Origin of the sequence: Stenotrophomonas sp. PUT21 (assembly GCF_052232875.1) — a bacterium.
In the GTDB taxonomy this organism is placed as follows: domain Bacteria; phylum Pseudomonadota; class Gammaproteobacteria; order Xanthomonadales; family Xanthomonadaceae; genus Stenotrophomonas; species Stenotrophomonas maltophilia_N.
Genome location: NZ_CP197645.1, coordinates 1345052 through 1359811, shown reverse-complemented (window position 1 = coordinate 1359811; position 14760 = coordinate 1345052). Strand labels below are relative to the sequence as shown.

Here is a 14760-nt window from a genome sequence, read left to right as displayed (position 1 = left end):
CCGTGACCGTGCAGCTGCGCGACGCCACCGATGCCGATATCGCGGCCATCACCGCGATCTATGCGGTGGAAGTGACCGACTTCGTCAACACCTACGAGTACGAGATTCCGGATGCGGCGGAAATGCGCCGCCGCATGCAGGACATCGTCGGCCGTGGGTTTCCGTACATCGTGGCCGAGGTCGATGGTCAGGTGGCCGGTTATGCCTACGCCAATACCTACCGCGGCCGGATCGCCTACCAGTGGACCGTGGAGAACTCGGTCTACGTGGATGCGGCCTTCCAGGGCCGCGGCGTCGGCACCGCGCTGATGCAGGGCCTGATCGATGCCTGCGTCGCACGCGGTTACCGGCAGATGGTGGCCGTCATCGGCGAGCCGACCAACACCGCCTCCATCAAACTGCACGAGCGTTTCGGTTTCCATACCGTCGGCGTTTTCCGCGGCCTCGGCCGCAAGCATGGCCGCTGGCTGGATACCGTCCAGATGCAGCGCGCGCTCGGCGATGGTGCCGACAGCGCCCCTTCGAATGAATGATGCAATGACCGATACCCTGATTGACGCCGGCGACACGTTGTTCGCCGGCCAGCCCGTTCGCATCGTCGAACGCGATGGCGTGCGCTATACCCTGCTGGGCACTGCGCACGTCTCGCAGGCCAGCGTGGAAGCCGTGGAACGTGCGATCGAAAGTGGCCGCTTCGATGCGGTCGCGGTCGAACTGGACGCGCAGCGCCTGCAGGCACTGACCAACCCGGACGCACTGGCCAAGCTGGATCTGGTCGAGGTGATCCGCAAGGGTCGCGTCGCCCTGTTTGCGGCCAACCTGGCCTTGGCCGCCTACCAGCGCCGCCTGGCCGAGCAGCTGGAGATCGAGCCGGGTGCCGAGCTCAAGCGCGCGGTGGTGATGGCCAACGAACGCAACCTGCCGGTGCACCTGATCGACCGCGAGGTCGGCCTGACCTTCAAGCGCGCTTCGCAGCGGCTGGGCTTCTTCGGCAAGATCAAGCTGGTGATGGGCCTGGGCGCTGGCCTGTTCGCCTCCGAGGAAGTTGGCGAAGACGAGATCGAGAAGCTCAAGCAGGGCGACATGCTCGAAGCCAGCTTCGGCGAGTTCGCCAGCGAGAGCCCGGCCCTGTACGAAACCATCATCGGCGAGCGCGACCGCTACATGGCCACGCGCCTGCGTGAAGTGCATGACCCGGCCCAGCGCGAAGTGCTGGCCGTTGTTGGTGCCGGTCATCTGGCCGGCCTGGCCAAGTACCTGGAAACCGACACCGACGCGCCGGGCCCGCTGCGCGAGTCGCTGGAAGACGTGCCCAAGAAGCGCAACATTCCGTGGATCACGCTGGCGATCCTGGCCATCGTGCTGACCGGCATCGGCGTGGGCTTCTACCGCGGTGGCCTGGGCGTCGGCAGCGAGCTGCTGGCGGTCTGGGCGATGTATACCGGTGGCCTGGCGGGCCTGGGCTGCCTGTTGGCCGGCAGCCACCCGCTGAGCATCCTGACCGCGATCGTGGTGGCGCCGTTCAAGCCGTTCCGCCTGAGCATCCCAACCGGTGCGTTCTCCGCGCTGGTGGAAGCGCGCCTGCGCAAGCCGGCCTACGAGGATTTCCTGAAGCTGCGCGATGACGCGCAGAGCGTCAGGGGCTGGTACCGCAACCGGGTGACCCGTGTGGTGCTGACCTTCATGCTGACCAACCTGGGCAGCATGCTCGGGTTGTGGCTGACCGGGTTCCAGGTGTGGGGGAAGGTGGCGGGCTGATTTCCGCGCCGGCTGTGAATCGAAAGGCCACGCATTGCGTGGCCTTTTTTGTGCCCGGATGTGGAGCCCCGGGTAGTGTGTAGATCCACGCCATGCATGGATGCGTTCGCGAAAAAAGGAGGCCCGCCCAACGGGCCTCCATGCACCCTCACACCGATTCTGCGCCCGGCTCGACCACCGGGGCTTCGACGCCGCGGCCGCGCGCGCGCTGGATGATCCGCGACACCGCCGTGCTCATGTCATCGAGCATGGCGTAGATGGTCGGCAGGAACAGCAGGCTGACCACCGTGGAGAACGCCAGGCCGCCGGCGATGGCGCGGGCCATCGGGTAGTACGGCGGGCCGTTGCCGAGCAGCTGGGTGTCGGTCATGGAAATCGGGATCATCGCCAGGATCGCGGTCCCCATCGTCATCATGATCGGGCGCAGGCGCTCGCGTGAGCCTTCCACCAGGGCCTGGGTCCGGCCCATGCCGCGGCGGCGCAGGTTGTTGATGTGCTCGATCATCACGATGCCGTTGTTCACCACCACGCCCATCAACACCAGGATGCCGATGAAGGACATGATCCCGAACGAGGTGCCGGTGATCCAGAACAGCCAGAACACCCCGAAGATCGAAAACAGCACGCCGCTCATGATCGCGGCCGGGAACAGCAGCGACTCGAACACGGCCGCCATCACCACGTAGATCATCACCAGCGCGATCACCAGATTGAACATCATCTGCGCCATCGCTTCGTTGTCATCGCCGTAGTCGCCGCCGTCGAAGCTGAAGGTGTAGCCGGCCGGGAAGCTCATCGGCTTGAGCGTTTCCTCCATCGCCTTGCGACCGTCGGGCACGGTCACCTTCTCGGCCAGGTTGGCCTTGATGGTCAGCGTGGTCTGACGGTTGGTGCGGCCGATCTGGGTGGCCGAAGGCTTGATCGCCACATCGACCAGGCTCAGCAGGGGTACCGAGCGGCCATCGCCAGTGCGCACGGTGTAGCTGGCCAGGTCCTCCGGGCTGCTCTGCTCGGCACCGGCGAAGCGCACCCATACCGGTACTTCGCTGTCGCCGCGGCGGAACTCGCGCAGTGGTGCGCCCCGCAGGGCCAGGCCGACGAAGCTGGCCACCTGCTCGGCATTGAAGCCGAACGCCGCCGCGCGCTCGCGGTCCACATGGATGGACAGCTCACTGCCCTTCTCGCCGTTGTCGATGCGCACGTCGCGCAGTTCCTTGCGCTGGGCCAGCAGCGGCACCACTTCCTCGCCGATCTCCTGCAGCATCTTGGTCGAGTCGCCGACCAGCTGCACCTGCACCTGGTTGTTTCTACCGCCACCGCCGTCGCCGGAGTTGCCGACCACGTAATCGGCACGCGCCGAACGCGGCAGGCCCTTGCGCAGCGCCTCCTGCACGGCCGGCATGTTCTTGGCGTGCTCGGTGTCGAAGGTCACGATCGTGCTGCTGCCTTCCTGCTCGCTGTACCAGGAGTACACCTGGGTGATATGCAGCTCCTGGCGGTGATCGTCCAGGTAGCGTTCGACGCGGGCCACTTCCTCGGACATCTGGCCGAAGGTGTAGGCGCCTTTCCAGTTGTAGCCGATGAACACCTCGTGGCCGCCCTCGCCACCGAACATGTCGATCTTGGTCAGCTTCATCGGCACCAGGCTGATCAGGATCACCATCACGATGCCGAACACGCTCCAGCCGCGGTGCTCCAGGGTCCACTGCAGCAGCGTGGCGTAGCGGCGCTGCAGGCGGGCGATCACGCCGCTGTTGGAATGCACCAGCTTGGGGGTCTGCATGCGCGCGGACAGCATCGGGATCAGGCTCACCGCGACCAGCCAGGAGGCCAGCAGCGAGACCGAGATCGTGATCGCGATCTGCGACATGAAGATGCTGATGTTGTTGGTCTCGCCGAACAGGTTCGGCACGAATACGATGCAGTGGCACAGCGTACCGGCGCTCAGCGCGATGGCCACGTTGCGGGTGCCGATGATCGAAGCCAGCCGCGGCTGGTCGGGCATCCGCTCGCGTTCCTGGTAGATGCTCTCCACCACCACCACGGCGTTGTCCACCAGCATGCCAACCGCCAGCAGCAGCCCCATCATGGTCAGGATGTTGAGGGTGACACCGGCGAAGTACATGAAGCCCAGCGTGATCACGAAACAGATCGGGATCGCCAGGGTCACCATCAGCGTGGACGGCCAATGGCGCAGGAAGAAGAACAGCACCGTGATCGACAGCAGCAGCCCCACCGCGCCGGCCTCGGCCAGCTCCAGCAGCGAGGACGTCACCATCTTGCCCTGGTTGTCGATGACCTTGATCTGCACATCGCGCATGGAGGGCTGCTTGCGGATCGCCTCGACCTCGGCCAATGCCGCACGCGAGACTTCCACCAGGTTGGCGCTGCGCTCCTTGAAGATGTCCAGGCCCACCGCCGGGTTGCCGTCCAGGCGCCGGCCGTAGTTCATGCGCGTGGGTTTGAGCCGGATCTCGGCGATGTCGCCCAGGCGCAGGCCCTTGTTGTCGATGACCAGATCGCGCAGTTCCTGCAGGTCGGTGATCTCGCCCACCGGCTGGATGCGCACGCGCTGGCCGTTGTCGTCGATCTGTCCGGCCGAGATCGAGAAGTTCAGCGTGCGCAGACGGTCGCTGAGTTCGTTGATGCTCAGGTTGTGCGCGGTCAACCGGTCCGGGCTGATCGCGATCTCGACCTCATTCGGCGGGGCACCGGAGATGTTGACCCGCGCCACGCCGGGGATGCGTTCGATCCGCCGCTTGAACTCGCGGTCGAGCATGTCGTACGCGCCGGTCAGGTCCGTCGCACTGGCCAGGCGTACCTTCAGCACCGGGTCGTCGCTGCTGGACCACTTGAACACGTTGTAGCGCTGCAGGTCGTCAGGCAGGTCGCTGCGGATCGCATCGATGCGCTCACGGGCATCGGACGCCGCGATGGCGATGTCGCGGTCCCAGTCGGTGAATTCGATGAAGATGCTGGCGCCTTCGGAGGTGGCCGAGGAGCGCATGCGCTTGATCCCGGTCATCGTTGCCAGCGCTTCTTCGGTCGGCCGGATGATGTTGCGCTCGACCTCTTCCGGGGTGGAGCCGGTATACGGCACCTGCACGAACAGGAACGGTGCGGAGATGTCCGGCAGCGCCTCCAGCGGCAGCCGGAACGAGGCGATCAGGCCCACCACCGCCAACGACACAAAACACATGATCGTGGTGATGGGCCGGCGGATGGAGAACTCGGCAATGCTCATGCCGGCTCCTGTGCGGTGTCATGGCCGGTATCGGCCAGCGGCGTCTTGAGGTGGCGCCCGCGCTCGCGGTAGTAGGCATCGCCGCGACGGTCGAGCAGGTCGTACACCACCGGGATCACCACCAGGGTCAGCAGGGTGGAGACCAGCAGGCCACCGATCACGGTGATCGCCATCGGCGCGCGCACTTCGGCGCCCTCGCCCATCGCCACCGCGAGTGGCAGGAAGCCGAACAGCGTGCACAGCGTGGTCATGATGATCGGCCGCAGGCGCGAGCGTGCACCTTCCACCAGCGCCTCGCGCTTGGGCACGCCCGCCTCGCGCAGCTGGTTGACCTTGTCGATCAGGATGATCGCGTTCTTCGTCACCAGGCCCACCAGCAGGATCAGGCCGATGAACACCACCACCGAGATCGGCTTGCCGGTCAGCATCAGGGCCAGGATCGCACCAACCAGCGCCAGCGGAATGGTGAACAGGATGACGAACGGGTGCAGCAGCGATTCGAACTGCGAGGCCATCACCAGGTACACCAGGAAGATCGCCAGGCCGAAGGCGAAGATCAGCGAGCGTGCCGAGTCGGCCAGCTCCTCGCCCTGCCCGCCGATGTGCATGCCCACACCCGCGCCCAGCGGCTGCTTGGCGACCATGTCCTGCACTTCGCGCACGGCACCGCCGAGGTCGATGTCGCGCAGGTTGGCCGAGACCACCGCCACGCGGGTCTGGTCGGCGCGATGGATCTCGCTGGGGCCGTTGGTGGCGACCACCTCGGCCACCGAATCCAGCGTCACCGGCCGGGTGCTGCCCGGATTGACGATCAGGCGGCGGATGCTGTCCACGCTGGCCCGGTCGCCTTCCTGCGCACGAACCAGCACGTCGATCTTGCGGTCACGGAAGCTGTAGCGCGTGGCCACGTCACCGCGCACCTTCTTGACCACCACATCGGCGATCTGCCGCGTGGTCAGGCCGAGCGCACCGGCGCGTTCCTGGTCGAAGCGGATCTGGATCTCCGGGAAGCCCTCTTCCACCGTGGATTTGACGTCGGCGTAATGCGGGTTGTTGCGCAGCATCGCGGCCAGTGCCTTGCCGGCGGTTTCCAGCGTGGCCATGTCCTGGCCGCGCAGCTCCACTTCCAGAGGGGTGGAGAAGCTGAAGAGCGCCGGGCGGGCGAAGTCGACCTGCACGCCGGGGTGCTGCTGCATCGATTCGCGCAGGCGCTCGGTGATCGCCGCTTCGGTGCGCGCGTTGCCGCCCCCGGCCATCACCACGGTCAGCTTGCCGATGTTCTCGCCACTCTCGGTCGGGCTGGCATCCAGCCGGGTGCCGCTGCCACTGACGCCGTACAGCGAGGCGATGCTGTCGTCCTTGGCGTGGGCCAGCTGCATTTCACGGACCAGCGCGTCAGTCTGCTTCAGCGGCGTGCCGGCCGGCAGCTTGGCGGTCATTTCGAAGCGGTCCTGGGCCAGCTGCGGGATCAGGTCCGCCCCCAGCATCGGCACCAGCGCCATCGTGCCGATGAACGCCAGCGCGGCCAGGCCCAGCACCTTGCCCGGGTGGTGCAGCGCGCCCGGCAGCAGCTTGAGGTAACCGCGCTCGGCACCGGCGTAAGGCTTCATCGCCACATCGCTGGCCTTGCGCATCACCGGCCCGACCACGCCCACCAGGCCGCGCCAGACGCGGATCACCGACCAGGCAATCCCGAAGCAGATCCAGCGCACCAGGGTGCCCACGCCGCGACGGCTGCCGGCGACCGGCTTCAGCCAGCGGCTGTCCGGCTGCCACGGCTGATGCGCGGGTTCTTCGGGGAAGGCCAGCGGCGGGCGGCCCTTGAGCGAGCTCAGCATCGGAATCAGGGTCATCGAGACCAGCAGCGAGATCGCAATCGCGATCGCAACCGTCAGCGCCTGGTCGCGGAACAGCTGGCCGGCGATGCCATCGACGAACACCAGCGGCAGGAACACCGCAATGGTGGTCAGGGTGGAGGCGACCACGGCCATGCTCACTTCGCGGGTGCCGGCGATGGCCGCCTGCAGGATGCTCAGGCCGCGCTCGCGTGCCTTGGCGATGCTCTCCAGCACCACGATCGAGTCATCCACCACCAGGCCGGTGGCCAGCGCCAGACCGCCCAGCGACATCACGTTCAAGCTCAGGCCCAGCTGACCCATGAAGAAGAACGTGGTGATGATCGAGACCGGCAGCGACAGGCTGATCACGAACGTGCTCCAGCCATCGCGCAGGAACAGGAAGATGATCAGGATGGCGAGGATGCCGCCGATCACCGCGTCCTTCTTGACGTCGCTGATGGCGTGTTCGATGAAGCGCGACTGGTCTTCGATCGTGGTCAGCTCGGCATCGCCGGGCACCTGGCCCTTGATCTGCTCCAGGCGCGCACGCAGCGCTTCGGCGGTCGAGACCGTGTTGGCATCGCCCTCCTTGTAGATCGCCAGCTCGACCGCTTCCTTGCCGCCCAGGCGGATGATCGCTTCGCGCTCCTTGTAACCCTGACGCACGGTGGCGACATCCTTGAGCCGCACCGGCACGCCGTTGGCGATGTTGGTGGAACTGCTGCTGGATGCGCTCTGGGCCGCCGAGGCCGCAGCGACCGCAGCATCCGAGCCGGTCGAGGCAGCGATCGCGAACATCTGCTGCATCGCTGCATCGGCGGCACTGCCATTGCTGCTCTGCGTGGTCACCAGCAGGTTGCGGATGTCCTCCAGATCGGCGAACTGGTTGACCGTGCGCACCAGGTAGCGCTGCGAACCTTCCTCCAGGCGGCCGCCGGAGATGTTGATGTTCTCTTCCTTGAGCCGCTTGATGACGTTGTCGATCGGCAGGTTGAGCTGGGCCAGCTTCTGCTGGTCGATGTCGACCTGGATTTCATCCTCCAGACCGCCGCCGACCTTCACCGCCGCCACACCGGTGACCGGCTCCAGCTTCTTCTTCAGGTCTTCATCGGCATAGCGGCGCAGCTCGGTGAGCTGGCGCACGGCCTCGGCATCGCTGGACGGATCGGTTTTGGCCGAGATCACCAGGCGCATGATCGGTTCGGTGGACGGATTGAAGCGCAGCAGCACCGGAGATTTCGCCTCCAGCGGCAGGTTCAGCGCTTCCATCTTGTCGCGCACCTCCAGGCTGGCCTGGTCCATGTTGGTGCCCCAGGCGAACTCGAGCACGACATCGCTCTGCCCGGTACGCGAGATCGATTTGAGCTTGCGCAGGTTCTTGACCACGCCGACGGCCTCTTCGACCGGCTCGGTGATCAGCGTTTCGATTTCCGCCGGGGCCGCACCGGTGTACTCGGTGCGCACGGTCAGGGTCGGGTAGCTCAGGTCGGGCAGCAGGTTGACCTTGAGATTGCCCAGCGCGATGAAGCCGAACAGCATCAGCGTGACGGTGAACATCGCGATGGTGACGCGGCGGCGGGTGGCGAACTCCACCAGGCCGCCGCCGTGGGCACCGGGGCGATCACCCTGGTGCGGATCGTTGCCGTGGTCGTTGCCGGCCGCTGTCATTGACGGCTCTCCGCCTTGGCCGGTGCCGGCTTGGCAGCAGCGGTGGCGGCCGGCTTGGCGCCGATCACCTGCACCGCAGTGCCATCGCGCAGCGCCACCTTGCCGGCGGTGACCACCTGATCACCGGCGGCCAAGCCTTCGCGGATTTCCACCCACGGGCCTTCGGCATAGCCGAGCTTGACCGGCACGCGCGCCGCCTTGCCATCGCGGACGCGGAATACCGCCGGCTCACCGTCATCGAGCAGCGCCAGGCGCGGCACCACCAGCGCGTCGGCGCGCTGGTCGTAGTCGATGCGGATGCGGCCGAACATGCCCGGCTGCAGGCCTTCAGCATCTTCGCCGAAGCCGCTGACCACGCGGAAGGTGCCGCTGCCGGCATCGACCACCGGCGAGATGCGGTCCACCGTGCCCGGGAAGGTCTTGCCCGGCAGCGCATCGGCGATCAGCGTCACCGGCTGGCCCGGGCGCAGCGTGGCCAGCTCGCGCTCGGGCACGTTGAGCGTGGCTTCCAGGCGCGAGTTGTCGACGATGCGGAAGATCGGTGTGTTGATCTGCACGAAGTTGCCGGTCTTGATCGAGCGCGAGGCGATCACGCCCGAGATCGGCGCGATCACCGTGGTGTAGGACAGTTCCAGCGTGGCCAGCCGGTACTGCGCGCGGGCGTTGTCGAGGTCGTACTTGATCTGATCGACATCGGCGGCGCTGACCATCTGCTGGCCGACCAGCTTGTGGGCCCGCTGGTAATTGTTTTCCAGCTTGCGCATCTGCGCTTCGCTCTGGGCAACAGCCAGGCGCGCACGGTCCGGATCCAGCCGCACCAGCGGCTGCCCGGCACGTACCTGCTGCCCTTCTTCGACCAGAACGACCAGTGCGACGCCGGAGGTCTTGGCGACCACCTGCGACTCGCCCCGCGGCTCCAGTGCGGCCGTGCCGGTGTAACTGGCCGCGACGGCGCGGCGGCTGGCGGCGACCGCTTCGACCGGAACCGCATCGACCTTCTTTTCGGCCTTGCCGTCCTTTTCAGCGGCGTTGGCTTCGGCGGGACCGGCGCCACCGCAGCCGCTCAGCAGCAGGGTGGAAGTGATCAGCAATGCAGCGGCACAGCGTCCGGTGCGGCCGAGCAGGAAAGAATGTCGCGACATCGTCGTGTCCCTAAGGATGCGTGGGCAGGTGTGGTAGCAAAGTAATGCACCACGTCACGACCACACCATATCCCAAAGGTCATGGTGACCTGCGGCGATGGCTTCCCCGGCCCGGTTTCAGCTAGATGAAATGGCAGGCTATACTCGGCCCAGTTCCGTACCCCACGCCGGAACGACCAGACCCGTTTATCGGAAAAGGACATCATGCGCCCGCAGCCGCTCGCCGCTTGTCTCGTTCTGGCCGTCCTCCTGCCCCTCGGGGCCGCCGCACAGGCCGCAACACCCGCTCCTGCTGTACCCGCCACCCCTGCTCCGGCCGCCACCGCGCCGGCGCCTGCCGCCGTCACCGGCCGGTTCGACAATGGCCGGGTCCTGGCCTATACGTGCCAGGGGTGCCACGGCATCACCGGGTACAAGAACGCCTACCCCAGCTACAAAGTGCCCAAGATCGGCGGGCAGACCCGTGAGTACCTCAGCCAGGCGCTGACCGAGTACCGCCACGGCAAGCGCAAGCATCCCACGATGCAGGCGCAGTCGATGAGTTTCAGCGAACAGGAGATCGCCGATCTCGCTGTTTACCTGTCCACCGTCAAATAAGCGCGCTCATGTCGAAAGCCACGCCATTCCAGCGTTACGCCATCGCCCTGTCCGTTGCCCTGCTGATGACTGCGTGTTCGCAGTCACAGGTGGAGAACAGCGCAGATTCCGCCGCCGATCCGGGCCACGCCAGTGGTGAACACGGGTCCGGCTCCTCCGCCGGCCTGCCCGCCGGTCGCATCGCCGCCGGTGAGGCGCGTGCCCAGGTCAAGGGCAAAGCCACCGGCCAGAGCTGCATCGACTGCCATGGGGCGGACGGCAACAAGCCGATCGACCCGACCTACCCGAAACTGGGTGGGCAGTACGGGGATTACCTGGCGCACAGCCTGCAGGCCTACCGCGCGGGGGATCGCCAGCACGCGCTGATGACCCCGCAGGCGACCGACCTGAGCGATCAGGACATCGCCGATCTGGCCGCGTATTTCGGCTCACGGCCAACCCAGCTGCGGGATCTGCACGGCCTGAAATGACGACGGTGGAGCCGACCAACGGTCGGCTCTACATCGATCGCCGGATCAGGCGTCCAGCTCTTCCCAGCGCGCGTACGCGGCGTCCAGCTCGGCCTGCACCTTGGCGAGCTTCGCATTGTGCGCGGCCATGTCGGGCGCGCTGCGCTGATAGAACGCCGGGTCGTTCATCGCGGCGGTGAGGCCTTCGACGTCTTTCTCCAGCGTTTCGATCTTCAGCGGCAGCTGTTCCAGCTCACGCGCATCCTTGTAGCTCAGCTTGCGCTTGGGCTCGGCTGGCGTGGCCGCGGCAGCCGCCGCCGCGACAGGCTTGGCTGCCACCACCGGTGCGGCCGCGGCCGCGGCGGCCACGCGTGCGGCGTGGCGCTGCCAGTCGGTATAGCCGCCCACGTACTCGCCGACCACGCCATCGCCTTCCATCACCATCGTGGAGGTCACCACGTTGTCCAGGAAGTCACGGTCATGGCTGACCAGCAGCAGCGTGCCGGTGTAATCGCTCAGCAGCTCTTCGAGCAGCTCAAGCGTTTCCACGTCCAGATCGTTGGTCGGTTCATCCATCACCAGCAGGTTGGACGGCTGCGCGAACAGCTTGGCCAGCAGCAGCCGGTTGCGCTCACCACCGGACAGGCGGGTGATCGGCGCGCGGGCGCGCTCGGGCGAGAACAGGAAGTCCTGCAGGTAGGCATGCACGTGCTTGCGCTTGCCGTTGAACTCGATGAAATCGCGGCCCTCGGCTACGTTCTCGATGGCAGTCCAGTCTTCGCGCAGGACCGCACGGTACTGATCGAAATACGCGATCTGCAGGTTGGTACCGGCGCGCACTTCGCCGCTCTGCGGCTGCAGGTCGCCCAGCAGCAGCTTGAGCAGCGTGGTCTTGCCGCTACCGTTCGGCCCGATCAGGCCGATGCGGTCGCCGCGCAGGATCACGGTGCTGAAGTCCTTGACCATCACGCGCTCGCCGAAGGCGAACGAGATGTCCTTGACGTCGATGACCTTCTTGCCGGAGTTCTCCGCCTGCGCGGCTTCCATGCGCACGTTGCCGCCGAGTTCGCGGCGCTGCGAACGATCGTTGCGCATCGCCTTGAGGCGGCGCACACGGCCTTCATCGCGGGTGCGGCGGGCCTTGATGCCCTGGCGGATCCAGATTTCTTCCTGCGCCAGCAGTTTGTCGAAGCGTGCGTTTTCCTGGGCCTGCGCGTTCATGCGCTCTTCGCGGCGGCGCTCGTAGTTGGCCCAGTCGCCCGGCCAGCTGGTGACCTGGCCGCGGTCGATCTCGACGATGCGAGTGGCCAGTGCACGCAGGAAGCGCCGGTCATGGGTGACGAACACCACGCTGCCGTTCCAGTTCTTGAGGAACATTTCGAGCCAGTCGATGGCTTCGATGTCCAGGTGGTTGGTCGGTTCGTCGAGGAGCAGCAGATCCGGCGAGGACACCAGCGCGCGGCCGAGCAGCACGCGGCGCTTCATGCCGCCGGACAAGCGCGCGAATTCGGCATCGCCATCCAGGTCGAGCTTGGTCAGGGTTTCGCTGACGCGCTGATCCAGGCCCCAGCCGTTGGCGGCATCGATCTTGGCCTGCACGGCCGAGAGCGCATCGCCATCGAAATCCTCGGCCATGCTCAGGTGATGGAACTCGGCCAGCCACTGACCCAGTTCGCCCAGGCCATCGGCGACCACGTCGAAGACGCTGCCGGCGGCACCGTGCGGCACCTCCTGTTCCAGGCGGGTGATGCGCACCCCCTGCTGCACGCGGACTTCGCCGTCATCGGGCTTGTGATCGCCGGACAGCAGTTTGAGCAGGGTCGATTTGCCGGCGCCGTTGCGCCCGATCAGGGCGATACGCTCGCCCGGCTCGATCGACAGTTCGGCTTTTTCCAGCAACAGGGGGCCGCCGACGCTGAAGTCGACGTTTTGCAGAGTAATCAGAGGCATCCGACCATTGTACGGTCTGGCGGTGCACGGCGTCGCTTACTGCTGACCGAACGCGCCCGCAGGCAGCTCCAGCAGCGCCAACAGCGCCGGGGGCACCCGCTTGCCCGGATGGCGTACCACCCACAGCTGGCGCGACAGCGGCGGCAGCGGCGTCTCCACCACGCTCAAGCTGCCCAGCGCGAGCAGATCGGCCACCGCATGCCGCGACAGGCAGGCCAAGCCCAGCCCGGCCGCCGCGGCCTGTTTGATCGCCTCGGTGCTGCCCAGCTGCATGGCGCGGGCAAAGTGATGCAGGTGCGGCAGCAGCGCCTGCTCGACCGCCTCGCGGGTACCCGAGCCCGGCTCGCGCAGCAGCCAGCGCGCCTGCGCCAGCGCCGCGATGTCCATGCGTGAGGGCGTCGTTTCCCGTGCGCCGACGATGACCAGGTCATCGTGCTGCCACGGCAGCACCTGCAGGCCACTTTCGTGGCAGGGCCCTTCAATCAGGCCCAGATCCACCTCCAGGCGCTGGACCGCCGCGACGACGTCGGCGCTGTTGCCGATCCGCAGGTCCACCTGGGCCTGGGGGTTGACGGCCAGCAGCGTGGCGACGCGGGACGGCAGCAGATAGTTGCCGATCGTGGTGCTGGCCCCGAGCCGTAGCAGCAGGGGCTGCGCACCGGGCGCGGGTTGCCCGACCCCGGCCAGCCGCTCCAGATCGACGGCGGCGACCAGCAGCGCGCGGGCGGGGTCCAGCAGCGCCCGTCCCTGCGGGTTGAGTACCAGGCGGCGCCCGATGCGGTCGAACATCGGACTGGCCAGCTGGCTTTCCAGTTCATTGAGCGCCGCGCTGGTGGCCGACTGCGACAACGCCAGCTGCGCCCCCGCCGCGGCGGTGGTGCCGGCGTCGGCGACCGCCACGAAAACCTGCCATTGGCGGAGGGTGAGGTGCATGCCGCTCATTAACGCACTGAACAGGTTGAAATGACATGAACAATGCATTTTACAGGTTCATCAGCGGCGCGCAGGCTATCGCTGTGATCTGACTGGAGACACCCGTGAACACCTCTGCCGCCGCCCTGCCCTCACCGACTACCGCCCAGCGCTGGCGCGGCCGCCTCCCCGGGCTGCTGCTGACCGGCGCCGTCGCGGCGGCGGCCATGGGACTGGCGCCGCTGCCATGGCTGCAGACGCACGGGATCAGCGCGCTGACCCTGGCCATCGTGCTCGGCATCGCCGTGGGCAACACGGTTTATCCGCGCCTGGCCGCCCCTGCCGGCGCCGGGGTGGGCTTTTCCAAGCACTGGCTGCTGCGGGCGGGCATCGTGTTGTACGGCCTGCGCCTGACCTTCCAGGATATCGGCCAGGTCGGTATCGGCGGGGTGCTGATCGATGCGCTGGTGCTGGCCAGCACCTTCGCGTTGGCCTGGTGGGCTGGCACGCGCTGGTTCGGCCTGGACAAGGAGAGCGCCCTGCTGATCGGCGCCGGCAGCTCGATCTGCGGTGCGGCCGCGGTGATGGCGGCCGAGCCGGTGGTGCGCGGGCGCGCCGAACAGGTGACCGTGGCCGTGTCCACCGTGGTGGTGTTCGGCACGCTCGCGATGTTCCTGTACCCGCTGCTGTACCAGCTCAACCTCGCGCACGGGTGGCTCCCGATGAGCGCCCAGGCCTACGGCGTGTTCACCGGCTCCACCGTGCATGAGGTCGCCCAGGTGGTCGCCGCCGGCCGCGCGGTGAGCGAGCCGGCCGCCGACACGGCCGTGATCGCCAAGATGGTGCGCGTGATGATGCTGGCGCCGTTCCTGATCGGGCTGTCGATGCTGCTGGCACGCGGCGGCACGACGGCCGCGTCCGGCCAACGCGCGAAGATCGTGGTGCCCTGGTTTGCGTTCGGCTTCGTGGCCGTGGCCGGGCTCAATTCGCTGCAGGTGTTGCCGGCGGCCGTGGTCAGCGCGGCGATCGATCTGGACACCGTGCTGCTGGCGATGGCGATGGCCGCACTCGGTCTGACCACCCATGTGTCAGCGCTGCGCAGGGCCGGGATGAAGCCGCTGCTGTTGGCGCTGCTGTTGTTCGGTTGGCTGCTGGCGGGCGGGCTGGGGATCAACCTGGGCGTCCACGCGCTGCTGGGCTGA

General features: G+C 67.0%; 10 protein-coding genes. 5 read left to right on the top strand and 5 right to left on the bottom strand.

Going from position 1 to position 14760, the window contains the following annotated elements:
* The first annotated feature begins 2 nt into the window (after positions 1-2).
* Both ACTT2I_RS06545 and ACTT2I_RS06540 read left to right on the top strand, forming a co-directional pair.
* The gene (locus ACTT2I_RS06545) at positions 3-533 is read left to right on the top strand and encodes a GNAT family N-acetyltransferase (RefSeq protein WP_293982341.1); all 531 of its coding nucleotides are present in this window, start codon (positions 3-5) and stop codon (positions 531-533) included.
* Positions 526-1758, top strand: a complete 1233-nt coding sequence (locus tag ACTT2I_RS06540) for a TraB/GumN family protein (protein ID WP_421099510.1) — start codon at positions 526-528, stop codon at positions 1756-1758. The genes ACTT2I_RS06545 and ACTT2I_RS06540 overlap by 8 nt, the downstream gene beginning before the upstream one ends.
* A gap of 148 nt (positions 1759-1906) precedes the next feature.
* On the opposite strand, the gene ACTT2I_RS06535 is transcribed toward ACTT2I_RS06540, so the two are convergent.
* Genes ACTT2I_RS06535 through ACTT2I_RS06525 form a run of 3 tightly spaced genes read right to left on the bottom strand, consistent with a single transcriptional unit; the run spans position 1907 to position 9650 of the window.
* Positions 1907-5002 (bottom strand): efflux RND transporter permease subunit, encoded by a 3096-nt coding sequence (locus tag ACTT2I_RS06535; RefSeq protein WP_421099511.1) that lies wholly within the window; start codon positions 5000-5002, stop codon positions 1907-1909.
* Positions 4999-8508, bottom strand: coding sequence for an efflux RND transporter permease subunit (locus tag ACTT2I_RS06530; protein ID WP_421099512.1), 3510 nt, complete (start codon positions 8506-8508; stop codon positions 4999-5001). The genes ACTT2I_RS06535 and ACTT2I_RS06530 overlap by 4 nt, the downstream gene beginning before the upstream one ends.
* Complete coding sequence (locus tag ACTT2I_RS06525) at positions 8505-9650, bottom strand: efflux RND transporter periplasmic adaptor subunit (protein WP_088433125.1); 1146 nt, start codon at positions 9648-9650, stop codon at positions 8505-8507. Before ACTT2I_RS06525 ends, ACTT2I_RS06530 begins: the two co-directional genes overlap by 4 nt.
* Positions 9651-9854: 204 nt before the next feature.
* On the opposite strand from ACTT2I_RS06525, the gene ACTT2I_RS06520 reads away from it, so the two are divergent.
* Entirely contained in the window at positions 9855-10247 is a 393-nt protein-coding gene (locus tag ACTT2I_RS06520) for a c-type cytochrome (RefSeq protein WP_019183109.1), read from the top strand.
* A gap of 8 nt (positions 10248-10255) precedes the next feature.
* Positions 10256-10717, top strand: a complete 462-nt coding sequence (locus ACTT2I_RS06515) for a c-type cytochrome (protein WP_088433126.1) — start codon at positions 10256-10258, stop codon at positions 10715-10717.
* Between the two features lie 45 nt (positions 10718-10762).
* Here ACTT2I_RS06515 and ACTT2I_RS06510 read toward each other — a convergent pair whose 3' ends face one another.
* Together ACTT2I_RS06510 and ACTT2I_RS06505 are read right to left on the bottom strand one after the other, a co-directional pair.
* Entirely contained in the window at positions 10763-12646 is a 1884-nt protein-coding gene (locus ACTT2I_RS06510; protein WP_421099513.1) for an ATP-binding cassette domain-containing protein, read from the bottom strand.
* Between the two features lie 36 nt (positions 12647-12682).
* The gene (locus tag ACTT2I_RS06505; RefSeq protein ID WP_421099514.1) at positions 12683-13579 is read right to left on the bottom strand and encodes a LysR family transcriptional regulator; all 897 of its coding nucleotides are present in this window, start codon (positions 13577-13579) and stop codon (positions 12683-12685) included.
* Positions 13580-13683: 104 nt separating this feature from the next.
* On the opposite strand from ACTT2I_RS06505, the gene ACTT2I_RS06500 reads away from it, so the two are divergent.
* Positions 13684-14760: a YeiH family protein gene (locus ACTT2I_RS06500; RefSeq protein WP_421099515.1), complete on the top strand. Its 1077-nt coding sequence runs from the start codon at positions 13684-13686 to the stop codon at positions 14758-14760.

Excerpts from the sequence above, each read along its gene's own strand:
- ACTT2I_RS06520 (WP_019183109.1), top strand. The coding sequence starts at position 9,855 with ATGCGCCCGCAGCCGCTCGCCGCTTGTCTCGTTCTGGCCGTCCTCCTG.
- ACTT2I_RS06505 (WP_421099514.1), bottom strand. The coding sequence starts at position 13,579 with ATGCACCTCACCCTCCGCCAATGGCAGGTTTTCGTGGCGGTCGCCGAC.
- ACTT2I_RS06535 (WP_421099511.1), bottom strand. The coding sequence starts at position 5,002 with ATGAGCATTGCCGAGTTCTCCATCCGCCGGCCCATCACCACGATCATG.
- ACTT2I_RS06540 (WP_421099510.1), top strand. The coding sequence starts at position 526 with ATGAATGATGCAATGACCGATACCCTGATTGACGCCGGCGACACGTTG.
- ACTT2I_RS06525 (WP_088433125.1), bottom strand. The coding sequence starts at position 9,650 with ATGTCGCGACATTCTTTCCTGCTCGGCCGCACCGGACGCTGTGCCGCT.
- ACTT2I_RS06510 (WP_421099513.1), bottom strand. The coding sequence starts at position 12,646 with ATGCCTCTGATTACTCTGCAAAACGTCGACTTCAGCGTCGGCGGCCCC.
- ACTT2I_RS06515 (WP_088433126.1), top strand. The coding sequence starts at position 10,256 with ATGTCGAAAGCCACGCCATTCCAGCGTTACGCCATCGCCCTGTCCGTT.
- ACTT2I_RS06530 (WP_421099512.1), bottom strand. The coding sequence starts at position 8,508 with ATGACAGCGGCCGGCAACGACCACGGCAACGATCCGCACCAGGGTGAT.